Origin of the sequence: Natrinema pellirubrum DSM 15624 (assembly GCF_000230735.2) — an archaeon.
Classification (GTDB): domain Archaea; phylum Halobacteriota; class Halobacteria; order Halobacteriales; family Natrialbaceae; genus Natrinema; species Natrinema pellirubrum.
In genome coordinates this window covers 588,604-607,069 of record NC_019962.1, presented here as the reverse complement: position 1 = coordinate 607,069, position 18,466 = coordinate 588,604, and the positions used below count along the sequence as shown (strand labels likewise).

Here is an 18,466-nt window from a genome sequence, read left to right as displayed (position 1 = left end):
GTGTGTCATAAGTGTCGGTCGTCAACGGCCGCGGGCGACCGCCTCGAGTCGGAGCTGATTCGGCCGACCGGGCGACGCCGCAGTGATGACAAAGACCGAATATTTTACTGAATGCGTTACGCAGACCTGACTATGAGCCCTGTCCATCCCCGCACGCTGCGATCGACTCGAGGTGATCGCTGATGGGACAAGCCGCTATCGCCCGTACGATCACCGAAACGGAGTTCCGGCGGACCGCTCGCGCTATCGTGGGCAACCGGACGCGGTTGTTTCTGATCGCGATCGCCCTGCTGATCGCGCTCGGCCCGATTACGGCAGTCGGGGTCCTCTTCCTGCCGGAGTTGGGCGAACGTGCCGCCGCCGGCTCGCTGTCGGCGTCCGGCACCACAACGATCACGGAGTTTGTCACCGGTGGAACCGCGCTTCTCTGGCTGTTTCTGGTCGTCATGGCCGTCATGCGGGCGGTCACGACGACCGCTGACGTCGATAAGCCGGCCTTTCTCCTGTTGTCGACGTCGGTCCGCAACGCCGTCGTCGGCCTCGTCGGTGCGGAGATCGCCCGTTTTCTGACCTGGGTACTGCTGCCGGCGGTTGTGTTCGCCGCGGCGTTTGCCTCCGGTGCGGGAACTGTAGTACCCGTTCTGGTCGCGCCGCTTTTCCTAGTGGTGATCATCGCGACCGCCGTCCCGGTCGGGTTCGCCGTCGGCGTCTGGGTTCGCCACCTGATCACCGCCTACGAACCGATCGCTAAGTACCGGACGCTGCTGTTTGCCGCCTTCTGGGTCGCGTACTTCGGTGTGATCATGACCGGGGGAATCAACGAGATCGCGGCGACGCTCTTTCGGCACCTGCAGGCCAGCCCGCTGGGCTGGCCCGGCCACCTCCTTTTGGTCGGCGTCCCCATCATCGATTCGTCGATGGTCGCGATCGGCGGTGCGGCGGTCGGCTCGCTGCTCGTCGTCGGTGCCGCCCTCGCCGTCGGGACGGCCGGCGCACGGACCCACTGGTTCGCCGATGCGGCCCGAACCGAGGACGAACCCGACCCGACCGTCGAACGGGGCGACGACCGGCTCACGGGAGCCCTCTCGGGTGTCCTCACGCGGCCAGTCCGAACCGTAGCCGTGACGGCGATCCGACGGACGAAACGCTCGCCGATCCGGCTCGCGTACGTCGGCTACCCGCTGCTCGGTGCCATCGGGTTCATCCAGCAGATCATCGAGTCCGGGACCGTCCCGTCGTTCATGGTCGCGCTGTTCTGTCTGTACGTCGTCTGGGCGGCCGGCGCGCTGTTCACGCTCAACCCGCTCGGCGATCTCGGGCCGGCACTGCCCGCCGTCGTCACGTCGACGCTCACCGGTCGAGACGCGATCCGCGGCCGGATCGTCGCCGCTGCCCTCGTCGCCGTCCCGTTCGCGGTGGTCGTCCCGCTCGTCCTCGGGGTCGTCAGCCCCCTCTCGCTCGAGCGGACCGGCGTCCTCGTCGCCGGGACCGTCGTCGGGGCGATCGCCACGCCGGCGCTGGCGTCGGGGATCGGCTCGGCGTTCCCCCGGTTTGGCAGCGTCAGCGTGACCAACAACCGCGAGGCGGTGATGCCGAGCAAGACCGCGTTCCTCGTCTACACGCTGGCGATCGCGCTGCCGGCGATCGCGGCCGCCGTCCTCTACCTCGAGGCCCCGGAGACGATCGCCGGCCTGCTTCGAGCCGCCACCGCGTTGACCCCGCTGCCCGAGGTCGAGGTCTCGGCCCGCGCGATCACGATCGGGTCGTGGATCGTGCTGATCGGCGGCCTGCTCGCGCCGCCGATTTCCTACCGCTACGGTGTCGAGCGGTTCGACTGGTACGACTTCGAGTAGGCGATTCCGTTCGCCGGCGTATCACCGCGCCGGCGTCCGTAACCTGCCATCATGCAGGGGTTCTACACGGTCGGCGCACATGGGGAGCGCATGCGAATGAACACCGTGCGCCGCGGGAGCGGCGAGCCGTTACTGCTCGTTCACGGACTGGGCGGGAGCTGGCGAACGTGGACCCCCGTCCTCGAGTCGCTGGCCGCCGAGCGTGAAGTGATCGCCGTCGACCTCCCCGGCCACGGCGAGACGCCGCCGCTGCCCGGCGAATCGTCCGTCGAGACGCTCGCCGACGCCGTCGGCTCGTTTCTGGCGGCGAACGACCTCGAGGGGGTCGACGCCGTCGGCAACTCGATGGGCGGGCGGCTCGTCCTCGAACTGGCGCGGCGGGGCGATATCGGCGCGACGGTCGCGCTCGACCCCGGCGGGTTCTGGGAGGGATGGGAGCGGTACTTCTTCTACGCGACGCTGGCCCCGTCGATCCGGCTCGTTCGGTTGCTCCAGCCCGTGATGGGGCGACTGATGAACAGCGCCGCGGGTCGCACCGCCCTGTTGGCCCAGCTCTCGGCGCGACCCTGGGCGTTGTCCCCCGACGTGGCGCTCGCGGAGATGCGGACCTTCGCGGACTCGCCGTCGTTCGACGAACTCCTGTATCGGTTGGCCTTCGGACCCGGCCAACCGGGCGCCGACGACACGCCGGGACCGGTCGTCCTCGGCTGGGGACGCAAGGACCGCGTCACGCTCCCACGGCAGGCGAAACGAGCCGTGGAGCGGTTCCCCAACGCGCGGGTGTACTGGTTCGAGGACGCCGGGCACTACCCACACTGGGACGCCCCCGACGAGGCGGCACGGTTGATACTCGCGTGTACCGGTGAAACGGCTGAACGGCTTCGAGAATAGACGCCGTCGGCGAGCGGTCTTACTCCGACACGCCCCACTTCGCGGTGCGCTTCGGCCGTTCGGTGACCGACGCGACCTCGAGATCGCCGTCGAACTCGTCGAGCGCTTCGACGTAGGCCTCGGCGCTGGCGACCGTCGAGAGGTAGGGGATCTCCTCTTCAACGGCCATCTCGAGCGAGTCGCGATCGCGGCTGACGACGAAGTCGACCTCGCCCTCGCGGATGGCCGCCGGTACGTCGTCGAACGCCGCGATGTCGAAGTGGTTTTCGAAGCCGTCGACGTCGAGATCGACGACGGCGGTCCCCTCGCTGACGGCGTTGCCGGCCGCCTGCTGGGACTTCCAGTAGGCCGTGCCGAAGTCGCTTGCCGTGCCCATGACCTCGCCGGTAGATTTCATCTCCGGGCCGAGACGCGGGTCCGAGCCCGGCAGGCGGTCGAACGGCAGGACGACCTCCTTGATCGAGGTGTGTTCGGGGATCTGCTCGTCGGCCTCGAGGCTCGAGAGCGTCTCGCCGGCCATGACCTTCGCGGCGAGTTTGGCGATCGGGACGCCGGTCGCCTTCGAGACGAAGGGCACGGTACGCGAGGAGCGCGGGTTCGCTTCCAGCACGTAGACTTCGCCGTCACGAACCGCGAGCTGGACGTTCAGCAGGCCTTTGGTCTTGAGCGCCTCGGCGATGTCCTCGGTGACCTCGCGGACGCGCTCTAAGGTGTCTTCCTCGAGCGAGCGGGGCGGGATCATACACGCGGAGTCGCCGGAGTGGACACCGGCGCTCTCGACGTGTTCCATGATGCCGCCGATGATGACGTTGCGGCCGTCCGAGACGGCGTCGACGTCGAGTTCGACCGCGTCCTCAAGGAAGTCGTCCACGAGGATCGGCTTGTCGGGTGCGACGCGGACCGCCTCCTCGATGTAGGTCTCGAGTTCGTCGTCGTTGTAGACGACGTCCATCGCGCGGCCGCCCAGCACGTAGGAAGGACGCACGAGGACGGGGTAGCCGATGTCGTGGGCCAGCTCGAGGGCCTCTTCCTCCGAGAAGGCGGTACCACCGTCGGGCTGGGAGATACCCATCTCCTCCATCAGGAGGTTGAAGCGGTCGCGGTCCTCCGCGAGGTCCATTGCCTCGACAGACGTGCCCATGACCTCACAGTCGAGGTCGCGGCGTTTGAGTTCGTCCTCGAGGGGTTCGCCGATGTTGACGGAAGTCTGGCCGCCGAACTGGACCATCACGCCGTCGGCACCGGTCGCCTCGGCGACGTCGGCGACCTCCTCGGCCGTGATCGGCTCGAAGAAGAGGCCGTCGGAGGTGTCGTAGTCGGTCGAGACCGTCTCGGGGTTGTTGTTGACGACGTAGGCGTCGATACCGAGTTCACGCAGGGCGCGGACGGCGTGGACCGAACAGTAGTCGAACTCGACGCCCTGCCCGATGCGGATCGGACCGCCGCCGACGACGATCACGCTCTCGATGTCGCGATCGACCTCGAGTTCGCCCGCGGCGGCGTCGCCCAGCAGCGGGCCGGACTCGAACTCGGACTTGCGCGCCGAGTAGTAGTACGGCGTCTCGGCCTCGAACTCGCCGGCGCAGGTGTCGACCTGTTTGTAGGTGCGGCCGGGAACCTCGGTTTCGACGGTGTCGACGTCCGCACCGGCGGCCGAGGCGATCGTCGCGTTGGTGTGGCCGGCGATCGCGGCCTCGGTGAAGTCGCCCTCCTGGGCCGCCAGCGTCGAGTCGGCGATGTTCTTGTAGCGCTCGGTGTACCACTCGAAGATGCCCGTCAGGTCGACGACCTCGTCGACGGTGTAGCCGCGTTCGAACGCCTCGAACATGGCGTACGGGCGGTCGGGCGAGGGGCGCTCGAGGTACTGTTCCTCGAGTTCCGCGTCGCTGACCTCGGCCCAGTCGACGTCGGGTTCGTACTCCGAGGAGCGAAGCGCCTTGAGCAGGCTCTCCTCGAAGGAGCGGCCGATCGCCATCGCCTCGCCGGTCGATTTCATCGCCGTCGTCAGCTCGAAGTCGACGTCATCGAACTTGTCTTTGGGCCACCGGGGCACCTTGGTGACGACGTAGTCGATCGCGGGCTCGAACGCCGCCGTCGTTTCGCCGGTGATCTCGTTGTCGATCTCGTGGAGGCGCTTGCCCAGTGCGACTTTCGCGGTGACGCGGGCGATCGGGTAGCCGGTCGCCTTCGACGCGAGCGCGGAGGAACGGGAGACACGGGGGTTGACCTCGACGACGCGATACTCGCCGCCGGGGGTGCCGTCGTCGTGCCAGGCGAACTGGATGTTACACCCACCTTGGATACCGAGTTCGCGGATAACGTCGAGCGCCGCCGAGCGCATCTCCTGGTGACCCTCGTCGGGGACGATCTGGGACGGCGTGACGACCGTCGACTCCCCGGTGTGGATGCCCATCGGGTCGATGTTCTCCATATTACAGATGATGATACAGGAGTCGTCGGCGTCGCGCATCACTTCGTACTCGTACTCGACCCAGCCGGCGATGGACTCCGTGATGAGGACCTCGCTGTTCCGGGAGAGACGCAGGCCCTTGCGGACGCGGCGCAGCAGTTCGTCCATCTCGTGGACGACACCGGAGCCGGAGCCCCCCAGCGTGTAGGTCGTGCGGGCGATGACCGGCAGTCCGCCGACCTCGTCGACGGCGGCCTCGACGCGCTCTTTCAGGTCGGCCTCAGTCATCTCCGAGACTTCTTCGTCCGCCTCGAGCGAGATGGTCGTCGAGGCGGGAACCGGCTGGCCGATCTTCTCCATGCGCTGGCGGAAGAGGTCGCGGTCCTCCGTCGCGTAGATCGTATCCAGCGGCGTCCCCATGATCTCGACGTCGTACTCCTCTAAGACGCCCTCCTCGGCGAGTTCGGCGGTGACGTTCAGGCCGGTCTGGCCGCCCAGCCCGGCGATGACGCCGTCGGGGTTTTCCTTGCGGATGATCTCGGCGATGGCGTCAGTGGTGATCGGCTCGATGTAGACCTCGTCGGCCATCTCCGGGTCGGTCATGATCGTCGCCGGATTCGAGTTGACGAGGACGACGCGAGCGCCCTCCTCCTGGAGCGCCCGGCAGGCCTGTGCGCCCGAGTAGTCGAATTCGGCGGCCTGTCCGATCTGGATCGGGCCGCTGCCGATCAACAGGATCGTGCGGCCGTCGCCCGTCTCGGCGTCGGTGGCGGTGTCCGTACTCATTTGTCTTGTCGAATCGGAGTTCGCACATCGTAATAAGCCCCACGATACAGTACGAATCTCGAAATCGATTTTCGAAATTCGAACCCACGGCGTCGGACGGGTACCGGAGACACCGGTTTCGGGTTTCGACGACCGATCTCCGCCGGTTAAGCGTGAACTACGTGCGTCATTCGCTCCCCGGCACCGTTCCCGTTATCGGCGGTTATGACCACATATGTCGGCCGAATTTCTTATCACGGCCCGTTTCCTTGCTTCGGAGCAATCAGATGGTTAGGCCCGGCTCGGATCAGTTCTCTCGACCGACGACCGTTATCTACGCCGATCCATCCCCCGGACGCCGACGACGGACGGTCGACGCCCTCGAGTCGGCAGCGAACACACTCACGGTCGTCCCCGTTGCGACGCCGACCGCGCTCCGCGACGCGCTCGCGGGGGCGTCCGAGCGCACCTGTGTCGTCACCGAACGCGACCTCGGCGAGACGAGCGCGATGACGCTGTACGACCAGGTCGCGGCCGGCGAGGAGCCACCCGTGCCGTTCGTCCTCTACACCGGCGACGGCGACGAACTGCTCGCGAGCGACGCCATCGGGGCCGGACTGGCCGGCTACGTTCCGAGAGGTCACGAGGATTCGCTCGAGCGATTGCTCGCACAGATCCGACGGGCCGTCGAGGAGGCGGAACGCGACGAGACGCCGACCGATCCCCGGTCGGACGGTGCCGTCGAAACCGAGCGGGACCGGTTTCGCTCGCTGTTCGAGAACATCCCCGATCCGGTCGTGTTGACGGTTCGTGACGACGGCAATCGAATTCTCGATGTCAATCCGGCGTTCGAGGAGATGTTCGGCTACGACCGGGAGACGCTCGTCGGAACGTCGGTCGAGGATCGGCTCGTCCCCGACGGCTCGGAGTCGGTCGACGCCTACGGGGAAAGCGGCCCGGGCGGGAGCGTGACCACCATCGACGAGCGGGTGACCGCGGAGGGCCCCCGGGAGTTCCTGCTTCGCGTGTTCGCGGTCGATCTCGGCGACGAGATCCACGAGTACGCGATCTACACCGACATCGCCGCACAGAAGCGCCGGGAGCGTGACCTCGAGCGGTATCGGACGCTCGTCGACACCGTCGGCGATCCGATGTTCGTCCTCGACGCGGACGGGCGGATCGAGATGGTCAACGAAGCGATGGCGGCCGTCCTCGGAACGACGCGTTCGGACCTCGTCGGGGATCACCCGAGCGATTACATGACCGACGAGGACGTCGAACGGGCGACGGCGACCCTCCGTGAGATCCTTGCCGACGAGGATCGGACGTGGGAGACCTACGAGATGCAGTTCGAGCCCGTCGACGGCGACCCGTTGCTCGTCGAGAACAACGTCGCGCCGCTGGTCGACGAAGGCGGGACGTTCACCGGCAGCGTCGGCGTGATCCGCGACATCAGCGATCGCAAGGAACGCGAGCGACGCATCCAGCGCCTCCACGAGGGCACCCGTCGCCTGATGGCGGCCGAACGCACCGACGAGGTCGCTCGCGTCGCGACCGAAATCGCCCGCGACGCGCTGTCGCTCGAACTCAACTCCGTCTACCTGTACGAAGAGGAGCCGGTCGTCCGTTCCGCGCCGGCATGCGACGCGACCGCGGGGACCGATTCCACCACCGAATCACGGGACGAACACGGCGTTCTCGTCCCGGCCGCGGCGACCGACGAGACGGAAGCCCTCCTCGGGACGGTACCGGCACTCGGCCCCGACAGCATCGCCTGGGACGCCTTCACGGCCGGGGAAACGCTCGTCCACGGCGACGTCCGCCGTGCCGATAACGTTCGCAACCCCGAGACGTCGATGCGGAGCGAGATCCACATCCCGCTGGGCGACGCGGGGATCTTCATCGCCGGTTCGACGACGCCCAACGATTTCGACGCCGAGACGGTCACCCTCGCGCGCATCCTCGCGGCCAACGTCGAGGCCGCACTCGAGCGGGCCCGTCGCGAGGCCGAACTCGCCGCGCGGACGGCCGAACTCGAGCGCCAGAACGATCGCCTGGACGCCTTCGCCAGCACCGTCTCCCACGACCTGCGGAACCCGCTGACCCTCGCGGCGGGCCACCTCGAGAACCTCGAGGCCCACGTCGATAGCGAGGGCGAACGCTACCGCGAGGAGATCGACTGGGCGCTCGAACGGATGAACACGCTCATCGAGAACGTTCTCACACTGGCTCGAAGCGGCCAGCGCCTAACCAAGACGGACGCGGTCGATCTCGACGAGATCGTCGAGCGGGCACACCGGACCGTCGATCCCGACCTCGACCTCGTCCACGAGGACTCGCTACCGACGGTCGAGGCCGATCCGGAGCGGCTGCTCGTCTGCTTCGAGAACGCCTTCCGCAACGCCCGCGAACACGTCGGCGAGGATGTGACGGTCACGGTCGAGCGGACTGCCGACGGGTTCGCGATCGCCGACGACGGTCCCGGCGTCCCGCCAGCCGAACGGACGGACATCCTCGAGTCCGGCTACAGCACCGATCCGGACGGGACCGGCTTCGGGCTGGCGATCGTCTCCGAGGCGATCGAGGCCCACGGCTGGTCAATTACGGTCGAGGAAAGCGCGGCAGGCGGGCTCCGACTGGCGGTCTCGTTCGAGGACGGAGACATGGCCGATCTATAACGCGCGGTCGTGTTCGCTCTCGAACTCCCGTTCCCGCCGGTACTGCTCGACGAAGGCCTCGACGTCGAACTCGAGCATCTGGGACTCGAACTCGGAGACTGCGGCGTCGTCGTCGGCGTGGCTGATCGCGTGTTCCATGAGTTCGACGACGAGTTCGACGACGACCTCGTGGAGCCGGCGGGCGTCGAAGTCGGTGACCCAGACGAGCGTGTAGCCGACCGCACCGTCGTCGCTGGCGTCGTGGACGACGACCGCCTCGGGGAACTCCTCCAGGACGACCCCCAGCAGGTGGGGGGTGCCGAACTCCTCGAACTCGTCGTCGGTGTCGATCGTCTCCCGCAGGACCGTCACCAGCGATTCGGGAACGAACCGAGAGGGCGGGTGGACGTCCGTGACGACCGCGTGGCTGTCACCGCAGGGACAGTCGTACTCGCGCATCCCCAGGTCGATCTCGTGGGGGTCGAGGTGGGTCCCGCAGGGTAACTCGAGCCGATCGCCGCCGTCCGCACCCGCAGCGCCGGGGCCTGCCATTGCCCGTCGTTCGGCCGGAGCGGGCTTAAGGGCGACGACTCGGGACCGATGCGTTCGCGCTTCCCGGACGCCGATCGCCGTGGCGCGCGCTGTCGGCTGCTCGAGCAAAAGCGAGAGCAGGCAACGACACTGCGCGAGGGATGAGCGAACGCAGTGAGCGAATCGGCTGGGGAGGACGAGGAAATTCCCTGTTGCCACGATAGCAGGGCGTATCGCTTTCGTGGACTATAGTAGAAAGAGCCATTTGTGCGTAAATGACACTGGCTGATCAGAAAAGACAGCGTCCTGCTATCGTGGCAATACTGAGAGCCACACCCACCCCAGCCGATTCGTTCGCTTCCGTAAGTCGCTCACTTATCCCTCGCGCAGTGTCACCGGCCGCCTTCGCTAGCGCTCAGTCGGCCGCCAGTACGCGCCACCGCGGATCACCGTCTAATCGTATGCTGTACTGTGTCGAAAACGGGTAACCAGGCGATCCGACCCGTCACTAGGGCCAGTCGTCGCGGACCTCTTCGGCGTCGTCGTCCTCGTCGTCGGCGCTCGAGGCGATGATCCAGTCGGCCGCCTCCGCAGCGTCCTCGACCGCCAGATACTCCCAGTCGACCTCCTCGGCCAATTGCTCGTCCTCCTCGCTGGCCCCGACGTAGACGTAGCGTCCGGTGTCGAACTGGTCTTTGACGCCCTCAAGGCTCTCGGCTTTGCCCCGGGGTCCGGAGAAGAAGTCCTGTCGGATGCGGTTCTTCCGGGTGAAGTTCGTGACGACGTAGGTCGGTTTCTCGGAAACGACGCCGATGTACTCGGTCCACCCTCTGGCGTCTTCGAACACGCGCTCGGGCGAGGCGAGTTCCTTGAGCGCCTCGAGTTCGAACGCCAGTGTCATGTCGCTGTCGCCGTTCATGCGTCATCGAAAGCGCGCACACGGGAAAACGACTTCGATACCACCCACGGTGCGGGAGGCGGAGCCCCGGTGGCTCAGACCCGTTCGACGCGGTAGTAGTCCGTAAAGACGAGTACCTCACCCGGCTCGAGGTCGGTCTCGGCGGCCGAAACGGGGCGGTCCTCGGTGACGGCGCGATAGATGGCGTCCAGCGTCTCCGTCTCGAACTGATCGACGTGACGGACTGTCGCGTCCGCCGGCACGGACGGGACTCGCTCGAGTCGCACAGCAGCGGACTCGGGACGTACTGATCGGGACTGGAGTTCACTGGTCGCCATGTTCATTGTTACCAAATGTACTCGTCTGTGTTAAGCGTTCCGCTTCCGGCAGTGGCGGCGGCGAGACGGGAGAACAGTTCGTCGTCGCGGAGACGCCGGTCTCTCGGTTCGATTCGTCGAAAAGCGCCGCGAACGGATCGGAAAACGGAGGTGGCCGCTACTGCTCCTGCGTGGGGGCGAGTTCGTCGAGGTCGACGGACTGCTCTAAGAGGACCTCGGCCTGATCAGCGACGACGCGCTGTTCGCGCATCAGCTGTTTGAACTTGCTCTGGGGCGAGAGGTCACCGATGAGGACGCCGCCGACGATCTTGCCGTCCTTGAAGGCGATGCGTCGCCACTCGGTGTCGCTGTATTTGCGCTCGGCGTGTTCGTCGCCGCGTGTCGGATGACCGAAGGAGAGGAACGGGAAGTCGAAGTGCGTAATGGAGTACGACGAAACCCACTGGAAGCCCTCTTCCTCGGCGTCGGCGGCCATGTTGATGGCGGCGACCCGGCCCTGTTCCTTGGCCGAGCCCCACGAGCCGTTCTGGGCCTGCTCGCCCAGCAGGACGTCGTGGAACTGCGTGAGGTCGCCGGCCGCATAGACGTCGTCGACGTTGGTCTGCATGTACTCGTCGACGACGATCCCGTTGTCCTGCTCGATGCCGGCTCCACGGAGGAATTCGGTGTTGAACGACAGGCCGATAGCGACGCCGGCGAAGTCACACTCGTAGCGGTCGCCGTTGGGGTCGACCGCGGCGGTGACGCGGCCGTCGTCGTCGACCTCGAAGCGGTCGACGCCGCTGTCGAAGACCGGTTCGACGCCGACGTCGCGCATGCCCTCGTGCATGATCTCGGCACCCTCGGCCGAGAGGGCGTAGCGCCACCAGCGGTCGCCCCGCATCAGGTAGTCGGCCTCGATCCCCTGTGCGCCACAGACCGCGGCGAAGTCGATCCCGAGCAGGCCCGCACCGACGATGACGCCCCTGTCGGCCTCGTCGGCGTGGTTGCGGATGCCGCGAGCGTCCTCGAAGGTCCAGAAGTGATGGATTCCGTCGGCGTCGCTGTTCTCGACGGGCAGTTGGGTCGGCGTTCCGCCGGTCGCCACGAGCAGCTTGTCGTAGGGGATCTCCCCGCTGTCGTGAGTGTGGACGACCTTCCCCTCCGTGTCGACGCTCGTGACGTGGGTATTGAGCGAGAGGTCGATGTCGCGGTCCTCGTACCAGTCCTCGTCGTGGATCGAGATCGGGGCTTCGGGGAGTTTGCCCTTCGCGTGTTCCTTGATGAGAATCCGGTTATACAGTGGCTCCCCCTCATCGGTGATGACGGTAATCTTCGCGTCCGGGTCCTCTTCCCGGAGGGTCTCGGCGGCCGAACTGCCCGAGATCCCGTCACCGATGATGACGTACTGAGTCATATCCCGATGGTTCGTAATCCGGGTTAAAGTGGGTTGCTATCTCGTCTATTTTGCCGGACGACAGTGTCTGACACTACGAGCGTAAACTGAACGCCGAATATATTCACCAGAGTTTACTGATCTCGAGCGTTCCGGCACCATTTCTCGAGCATGCAACGATTGCTGGCATCGCCGACGATCGCGGACCCTAACAGTGTTGTCCGAACCGTTCTTTAGGATATCCCCCCAACCGTCGGGCATGAAACTGCGACAGAACGCGAAACACTTCGCCTATCGCAAGGCCCTCGAGACGCCCGGGATCCGCTCGGTCGCCAACTCGGGGCTGGTTCGGCTCCACACCAAGATCTTCACCGGGAAGGCCGACCCGGCCCGCGCCGAGGAACGGAAAGCCCACCTCGACGGCCTCTTCGACGCGACGATGGATGCCTACCTACGGGCGCTCCAGGAGGGGTACTCCGAAGCCGAGGCCCGCGAGATCACCCATATCCAGGCCAACTTCGACTTCTACAACCACGGCTGGACCGAGATGATGGAGTTTCCGGCCGACGAACTCGAGGCCCACTACGACCGCTACGGCGAGTTCTTCGAGCGCTGGGACGTGACCATCGACGAGCCGCTGGGCCAGTTCGCCCCGCCGGAGGGACTGCCCGAGGCACCGTCGACCCCCGAACGGCTCGACGATCCCGATCACCCACACGCCGAGGGCGGGTTCGCCGACGACGTCTACGTCGAGACCGACGACGGCGAGCTGATCATCGGCGGGCAGGACGAGCCCGAGGACGTCGACGTCTCGCAGGTCGTCACGGACGAGGACTGAGAGAGGCATCGACGCTGTTCGTGTGCTTCTCCCGGTCGGCGGCAGCCGGTTCCCACACGGCTAAGTAGCCGGAGCGTTCCGGTTCGGGCAACGGCTATCATGGCACTCGAGGGCAACGACCGATCGATCGCGGCGTTTACGATGGCCGGCCACGCGCTGGTTCACTGGTTCGAAACCTCGATTCCGATCTTTCTGGTCGTCTGGCTGACCGAGTTCGACGCGGGCGTGAGCCTGTTCGGAATCGTCGTCGCGCTTGGCTATGCCCCCTTCGGGATCGGCGCGTTGCCCGGCGGCGTCCTCGCGGACCGATACGGCACGAAGCGGCTCATCGTCGCCTGTCTGGCCGGGATGAGCGCCGCCTTCCTCGTCCTCTCGCTGGCGACGTCGATCTACGCGATCGCCGTCGGCCTCGTCCTGTGGGGCGTCGCCGCCAGCGTCTATCACCCCGCCGGCCTCGCGCTGATCAGCACCGGCGTCGAGGAACGGGGCACCGTCTTCGCCTGGCACGGCATCGCGGGCAACACCGGCATCGCGCTCGGCCCCTTCGTCGCCGCGACCCTGCTGATCGTCCTCGAGTGGCAACTCGTCGCCGCCTTGCTCGCCGTGCCGGGCGTCCTCGCGGTCCTGTACGGGCTCAGTGCGGAGTTCGACCCCACCGCGGCCGTCGCCGACGACGTCGATGCCGGCCCCGACGACGCGCTGTCGCTGTCGGAATTTTTCGCGGACTCGCGGGCGCTGTTCGCCAGCGCCTTCGCATTGATCTTCGCCATCGTCGCCGTCGAGGGGCTGTACTACCGTGGGATGCTCACCTACCTCCCGGAGATTCTCCACGGGTTGCCGGCCATCGAGGGACTGGTCGTCCCCGCCGGCCTCGAGGGGATCGAGCCCGCGGACTACATCTACGTCGGCCTGTTGGTCGTCGGGATGGGCGGCCAGTACGCCGGCGGGAAACTGACCGATCGGCTCGAGCCGGCCCGCGGTCTGCTGGCGATTTTCGGCGTCCTCGCGGCGCTGGCGCTGGCGTTCGTTCCCGTGACCGGACTGGGACTGCTCCCCGTCGCCGCGCTCTGTGGCGCGTTCGGGTTCTTTCTCTTTGCGATCCAGCCGTTCTACCAGAACGCCGTCGCGGTGTACACGCCGCCGGACACCCGCGGGCTCTCCTACGGCTATACCTACCTCGGGGAGTTCGGGATCGGCGCTGCGAGCATCGCCGTCGGCGGGTTCGTCCTCGGCGAGGCCTCGCTGGCGGCGTTTTTCGGCGTGATCGCGACCTTCGCCCTCGCCGGGGCCGGCCTCTCGGTGGCGTTGCTCGCCGGTCTCGGTCGATTCACCGGGGCCGAACGCCCCGCCGGGGCGAAGGAGTAGCCGACACTGGGCGCCCACGCGGCGAGAAGAGAAACGCGGTCGCCGCCGCTCGCTCGAGCGGAAGCTTACGCGAGCCAGGTTGGTGTCTGGTACTCCGCCGTCGCTCGGTCCTCCGGCCAGATGATCTCCTGTGATCCCTCGCCGTCCTCGGTTTCCTGCCACTGGAAGTAGACCGGATCCGGATCGGAGCTGTTGTACCGGAGATCGTGCGTATGCTCGTGATCCTGACCGTAGAACTCGACCGTCCCGGCGCTGCCGGTAAACGAAACCTCTTCGATATACGAGACAAGTTCGTCGGCGTCGAACGTCCCCGTATTCTCGACGGCGTCGGCGAACAGGGCGACCGCGTCGTACGTGTGATAGCCGGTGTACACCGGGCTCGAGCCGTTGTAGGTGTCCTGATACGCGTTCACGAACGGCTGTGTCTTGTCGGTTCGCGTACTCTGTGCCGTTGCGCTGCTTTGACCGACCCCGAACCGACAGGCCTCGTTCGTCGCCTCGTAGTACGAGGGGAGCTGCATCGGCACGTGGATGCCGCCGAACGCGAACGGGCGCGGTTGGGGCGTGACCCAATCCAGAAGTGCGTCGGTTCCGGTATGAGCCGTCGTAATGAACGCCGCGTCCGCCCCGGCAGCCTCGACCTCGTCGTAGATCGCCGTGAAGTCCTCCGTCGCGGGCGGATACTGCTCTTCCATGACGACGTCGACGCCCGCGTCCGGGAGCTGGTTCTGATAGACCTTCCACGGCTCCTCGGTCCAGTCGTAGTCCTCGACGAGGACGGCGACGGAGTTCCAGCCGATATCGTCGGCCTTGTCGGTCAGGAAGTCGACCTGCATCTGGCCGAGGTCGTGGTTGTTGTTCGGCCCAACCCGGAAATGATACTTGTACTTCTCGTACTGCTCGCTGATGCGCTGGCTTACCGCCGTCGTCGCCGCACCGGAGGTGAGATGAACCGTCTCCTGTTCGGCGATGTCTTCGATGATGTTCATCAGCGCCTCGCTGGCGAAGACGCCGATCGTTACGTCCACGCCCTCCTCGAGGATGAGCCGCTGGTACTGTCGCCGGGCCTCGGATGGACTCCCGTTCGTATCGCCGACGACCAGTTCGACGTCTCGCCCATCGATCCCGTCGTTGTCATTGAGTTCGTCGACCGCCACCGTTGCCCCGCGTTCCATCGACCGGCCGATCTGATCGCTGTCCGGATCGGGTGCGAGCAATCCAATCCTGACCGGTCCCTCGGTAGCGCTTCCGCCGACGATCGATTCGTACGTGCCGAGACAGCCCGCAAGCGATGCGCCGGCGGCAACTCCACCCGTCGCTCTCAAGAGCCGTCGGCGGTCGAGTGCCCGAGAACGCGACGTCGAGTGGTCGTTCGATTCGGTACCGTGTCCCTTGCTCCCATTCATCTTGACAACCGTTTCTCCTTGGGTTTCTTAGTGTTTTCGCATAGTTACAATCAGAATATTACTTATTGAATGACACGTGTCGAGACGCATAGCAGCTCGTGCCGGGCCGCACCACCGGGCCGTCGCTACTCGTCGAGACTGGTGGAAACGACGGCAGTCGTCGTGAGGACCGACCGCTATCGGATGAAACCAGCGCCGAAACGGCGGCAAACGGGAGAACTCGAGCGGGTTACAACCAGTCCGGCTGTTCGTACTCGTCGCCGTCGGCCGCGTGTTCGTCGGGCCAGATGACCGTCTGCTCGCCCTCGCCGTCGTCGGTCTCCTGCCACTGGAAGTAGACGGGATGGACGTTGCCCTCGCCGTAAATGACGTCGTGGGGGTGTGGGTCGTCCTGGCCGTGGAACTCGATGGTGCCGGTGGTACCGGTAAACGAGGTTTCCTCGAGCGGCCCGACCAGATCCTTCGACGCGACGGTCTCGCCGCGCGTGGCCGCATCCGCGAACACCTTGACCGCGTCGTACGCGATGTAGCCGGTGTAGACCGGACTCGTCCCGCCGTGTTTGGACTGGTACGTGGAGACGAAATCCTGCGTTTTGGACGTGATCTCCGCGGTGGACACTGCACTGGCGTAGCCGACGGCGTACTCACAGGCCCCATTGGTCTCCTCGTAGTACGAGGGGAGTTGCATCGGAACGTGGATACCGCCGAACGCGAACTCACGTTCGGCCGGTCGCCAGTCCTGCAAGGCCGCAGTACCGGTGTGGGCCGTCGAGATGAACGCCGCGTCCGCCCCCGACGCCTCGACGTCATCGTAGATGTCGGAGAAGTCCTCGGTCGCCGGCGGATACCGCTCCCACGTGGCGACGTCGATGTCGGTGTCCGGGAACTGGCTCTGGTAGAACGCCCACAGGCCGTCGGTCCAGTCGTAGTCTTCCGCGAGAACGGCGATGGAGTCCCAGCCCATGCTCTCGCTTTTCTCGGTCAGGAAGTCGATCTGTGCCTGTGCGAGGTTGGTCCCGTTGATCGGCCCGACTCGGAAGTGGTACTTGTACTTGTCGTAGTCCGAGCCGACGTTCTCGCTGGCCGTCGTCGTCGCGGAGCCGGCCGTGAGATGAATCGTCTCCTGTTCGGCGATCTCGTCCATCAGCGGCTCGAGGACCTCGGTCGTCGAGATGCCGACGGTGACGTCGACGTCCTCCTCGAGGATGAGCCGCTGGTACTGGCGACGACCTTCCGTCGGACTCGCGTTCGTGTCGCCGACGACCATCTCGACGTCTCGGCCATTGATCCCGTCGTTCTCGTTGAGTTCGTCGACGGCGATCCGAGCGCCCTGCACGATCGAGCGGCCGGTCGAATCGCTGTCCGGATCCGGTGCCAGCACGCCGATCCGAACCGGCTCGGCCTCGTCGTTTCCGACGATCGAGCCATACGTCCCGAGACAGCCCGCAAGCGATGCACCAGCGGCGATCCCGCCCGTCGCCCTCAAGAACCGTCGGCGGTCGACCCTCGGAGAACGAGACGTCGTTCGGTCGTTCGATTCCCCACCACGTCCCTTGTACGCATTCATCCTGACGATCGTTTCAACCTCTGTTTCTTAGTGTTTTCGAATATTACAATCAACATATTGAAAATATTATGTAATGTGCTACTTGGCGAGTGGCTCGTATCAGCCGCCACCGTCGCCGCGCAGTCACTGCTCAGGGATGAAACGAGGACTGCAGTCGGCAATCACCACGTCTGGTGGCTGGGTCACCGCCGGCAGTCGCGAGAGAGCGATAGGCAGTTGCCTGCCGAATTCCCCTCAGAACCAGTCGGGTTCGACGTAGTCGGTCGTCGAGTAGGTGTCGGGCCAGATCGTCCGCTGAACGCCCTCGCCGTCGTCGTTTTCCCGCCACTGGAAGTACAGCGGATGGACGTTGTCCTCCCCGTAGATGACGTCGTGGGCGTGTTCGTGGTCCGCATCGTGGAACTCGATCGTTCCGGTCGTTCCGGTAAAGGAGGTCGATTCGAGCGCACCAACCAGTTCGTCGGAATCGAACGTACCGGCCCGTTCGGCCGCATCGGCGAAGAGTTTGATCGCGTCGAACGCAATATAGCCGGTGTAAACGGGAGCGTCCCCTCCGTTTCTGTTCTGATATTCCTGAACGAACGGCTGGGTCTTGTCGGTGGTTTCAGCGGTCGGTGTCGCGAAGGCGTAGCCGGCCGCGTAACGGCACGCACCATTGACCTTCTCGTAGTACGAAGACAGTTGCATCGGCACGTGAATCCCGCCGAAGGCAAACGGCCGCTCCGCCGGTCCCCAATCCATGACGGCCTGGGTTCCGGTGTGGGCTGCCGAAACGATCGCTGCGTCGGCACCGGACCGCTCGACTTCGTCGTAGATGCCTGAGAAGTCCTCAGTTGCCGGCGGGTATCGTTGTTGCATCGCCACGTCGACGTCTACGTCACCGAGTCGGTTTCGGTACACCCGCCACAGCCTCTCAGTCCAGTCGTAGTCCTCCACGAGAATCGCAACGGAGTCCCACCCGATTTCGGCCCCCATATCGTCGAGGAAGTCGATCTGGGTTTCGGCGAGGTTGACGTCGTTGATCGGGCCGGCACGGAAGTGATACTTGTACTCCTCGTATTGCTCGTTGACCAACTGACTCGCCCCCGACGTCGCAGAACCGACTGTGAGATGCGGAACCTTTTGCTCGGCGATATCGTCCATCAACGCCATCAGCACCTCGGTCGTGGCAATACCGATAGTCGCGTCTACCTTCTCCTCGAGGATCAGTCGCTGGTACTGGCGGCGCGCCTCGAGCGGACTTCCGTTCGTATCACCGAGGACCAGTTCGACATCCCGCCCGTCGATGCCTCCGTTGTCGTTGAGTTGCGCACGGGCGATCGCAGCACCGGAAACGATCGATTGCCCCGTCGGATTGCTATCCGGGTCGGGTGCCAGCACGCCGATCCGAACCGGCTCGACCTCCTCATCGCCGACGATCGATCCGGCAGTCTCGAGACAGCCCGCAAGCGAGAGTCCGGCGACACCGCCGGCCGTCGTTTTCAGCACGCGGCGGCGGTTCGGCCCACGTGCTGGCGTATCGGTTGGAGCGCGCCCGCCGTTCCGACGGCCGCAGCTATCTTCAGCCATATT

The 18,466-nt window shown here is 65.6% G+C and carries 13 protein-coding genes; 5 read left to right on the top strand and 8 right to left on the bottom strand.

Features of this window, described 5'->3' with window-relative positions; genetic code table 11:
• Window positions 1-182: 182 nt before the first annotated feature.
• Together NATPE_RS02985 and NATPE_RS02980 are read left to right on the top strand one after the other, a co-directional pair.
• Window positions 183-1,853: a hypothetical protein gene (locus NATPE_RS02985; protein WP_006180800.1), complete on the top strand. Its 1,671-nt coding sequence runs from the start codon at window positions 183-185 to the stop codon at window positions 1,851-1,853.
• A gap of 90 nt (window positions 1,854-1,943) precedes the next feature.
• Window positions 1,944-2,744 (top strand): alpha/beta fold hydrolase, encoded by an 801-nt coding sequence (locus NATPE_RS02980; protein WP_049804868.1) that lies wholly within the window; start codon window positions 1,944-1,946, stop codon window positions 2,742-2,744.
• A gap of 19 nt (window positions 2,745-2,763) precedes the next feature.
• Here the strand turns inward: NATPE_RS02980 and carB are convergent, their stop codons facing one another.
• Complete coding sequence (gene carB, locus NATPE_RS02975) at window positions 2,764-5,940, bottom strand: carbamoyl-phosphate synthase large subunit (RefSeq protein ID WP_006180798.1); 3,177 nt, start codon at window positions 5,938-5,940, stop codon at window positions 2,764-2,766.
• Window positions 5,941-6,206: 266 nt separating this feature from the next.
• Here carB and NATPE_RS02970 point away from each other — a divergent pair, with 266 nt between their 5' ends.
• Window positions 6,207-8,597 carry a hybrid sensor histidine kinase/response regulator gene (locus tag NATPE_RS02970; RefSeq protein ID WP_006180797.1) on the top strand — a complete coding sequence of 797 codons (2,391 nt, stop codon included), beginning with the start codon at window positions 6,207-6,209 and terminating at the stop codon, window positions 8,595-8,597.
• Here NATPE_RS02970 and NATPE_RS02965 read toward each other — a convergent pair.
• The 4 genes from NATPE_RS02965 to NATPE_RS02950 form a co-directional block, all read right to left on the bottom strand.
• Window positions 8,592-9,128, bottom strand: coding sequence for a DUF5815 family protein (locus NATPE_RS02965; RefSeq protein ID WP_006180796.1), 537 nt, complete (start codon window positions 9,126-9,128; stop codon window positions 8,592-8,594). The genes NATPE_RS02970 and NATPE_RS02965 overlap by 6 nt on opposite strands.
• Window positions 9,129-9,615: 487 nt before the next feature.
• Complete coding sequence (locus NATPE_RS02960) at window positions 9,616-10,026, bottom strand: DUF7124 domain-containing protein (RefSeq protein ID WP_006180795.1); 411 nt, start codon at window positions 10,024-10,026, stop codon at window positions 9,616-9,618.
• A gap of 74 nt (window positions 10,027-10,100) precedes the next feature.
• Window positions 10,101-10,349 carry a hypothetical protein gene (locus NATPE_RS02955; protein ID WP_015298729.1) on the bottom strand — a complete coding sequence of 83 codons (249 nt, stop codon included), beginning with the start codon at window positions 10,347-10,349 and terminating at the stop codon, window positions 10,101-10,103.
• A gap of 151 nt (window positions 10,350-10,500) precedes the next feature.
• Window positions 10,501-11,739 (bottom strand): NAD(P)/FAD-dependent oxidoreductase, encoded by a 1,239-nt coding sequence (locus NATPE_RS02950; protein ID WP_006180793.1) that lies wholly within the window; start codon window positions 11,737-11,739, stop codon window positions 10,501-10,503.
• Window positions 11,740-11,977: 238 nt separating this feature from the next.
• Between NATPE_RS02950 and NATPE_RS02945 the strand changes: the two genes are divergently transcribed.
• Window positions 11,978-12,556: a DUF6149 family protein gene (locus NATPE_RS02945; protein WP_006180792.1), complete on the top strand. Its 579-nt coding sequence runs from the start codon at window positions 11,978-11,980 to the stop codon at window positions 12,554-12,556.
• Between the two features lie 99 nt (window positions 12,557-12,655).
• A complete protein-coding gene (locus tag NATPE_RS02940) occupies window positions 12,656-13,921 on the top strand; it encodes an MFS transporter (protein WP_006180791.1) in 1,266 nt (421 codons plus the stop codon).
• 65 nt (window positions 13,922-13,986) lie between these two features.
• Here the strand turns inward: NATPE_RS02940 and NATPE_RS02935 are convergent, their stop codons facing one another.
• The 3 genes from NATPE_RS02935 to NATPE_RS02925 form a co-directional block, all read right to left on the bottom strand.
• Complete coding sequence (locus NATPE_RS02935) at window positions 13,987-15,327, bottom strand: ABC transporter substrate-binding protein (RefSeq protein ID WP_006180790.1); 1,341 nt, start codon at window positions 15,325-15,327, stop codon at window positions 13,987-13,989.
• Between the two features lie 229 nt (window positions 15,328-15,556).
• Window positions 15,557-16,894, bottom strand: a complete 1,338-nt coding sequence (locus NATPE_RS02930) for an ABC transporter substrate-binding protein (RefSeq protein ID WP_015298728.1) — start codon at window positions 16,892-16,894, stop codon at window positions 15,557-15,559.
• A 234-nt stretch (window positions 16,895-17,128) separates the two neighbouring features.
• Window positions 17,129-18,382, bottom strand: coding sequence for an ABC transporter substrate-binding protein (locus NATPE_RS02925; RefSeq protein WP_006180788.1), 1,254 nt, complete (start codon window positions 18,380-18,382; stop codon window positions 17,129-17,131).
• Window positions 18,383-18,466: the final 84 nt, after the last annotated feature.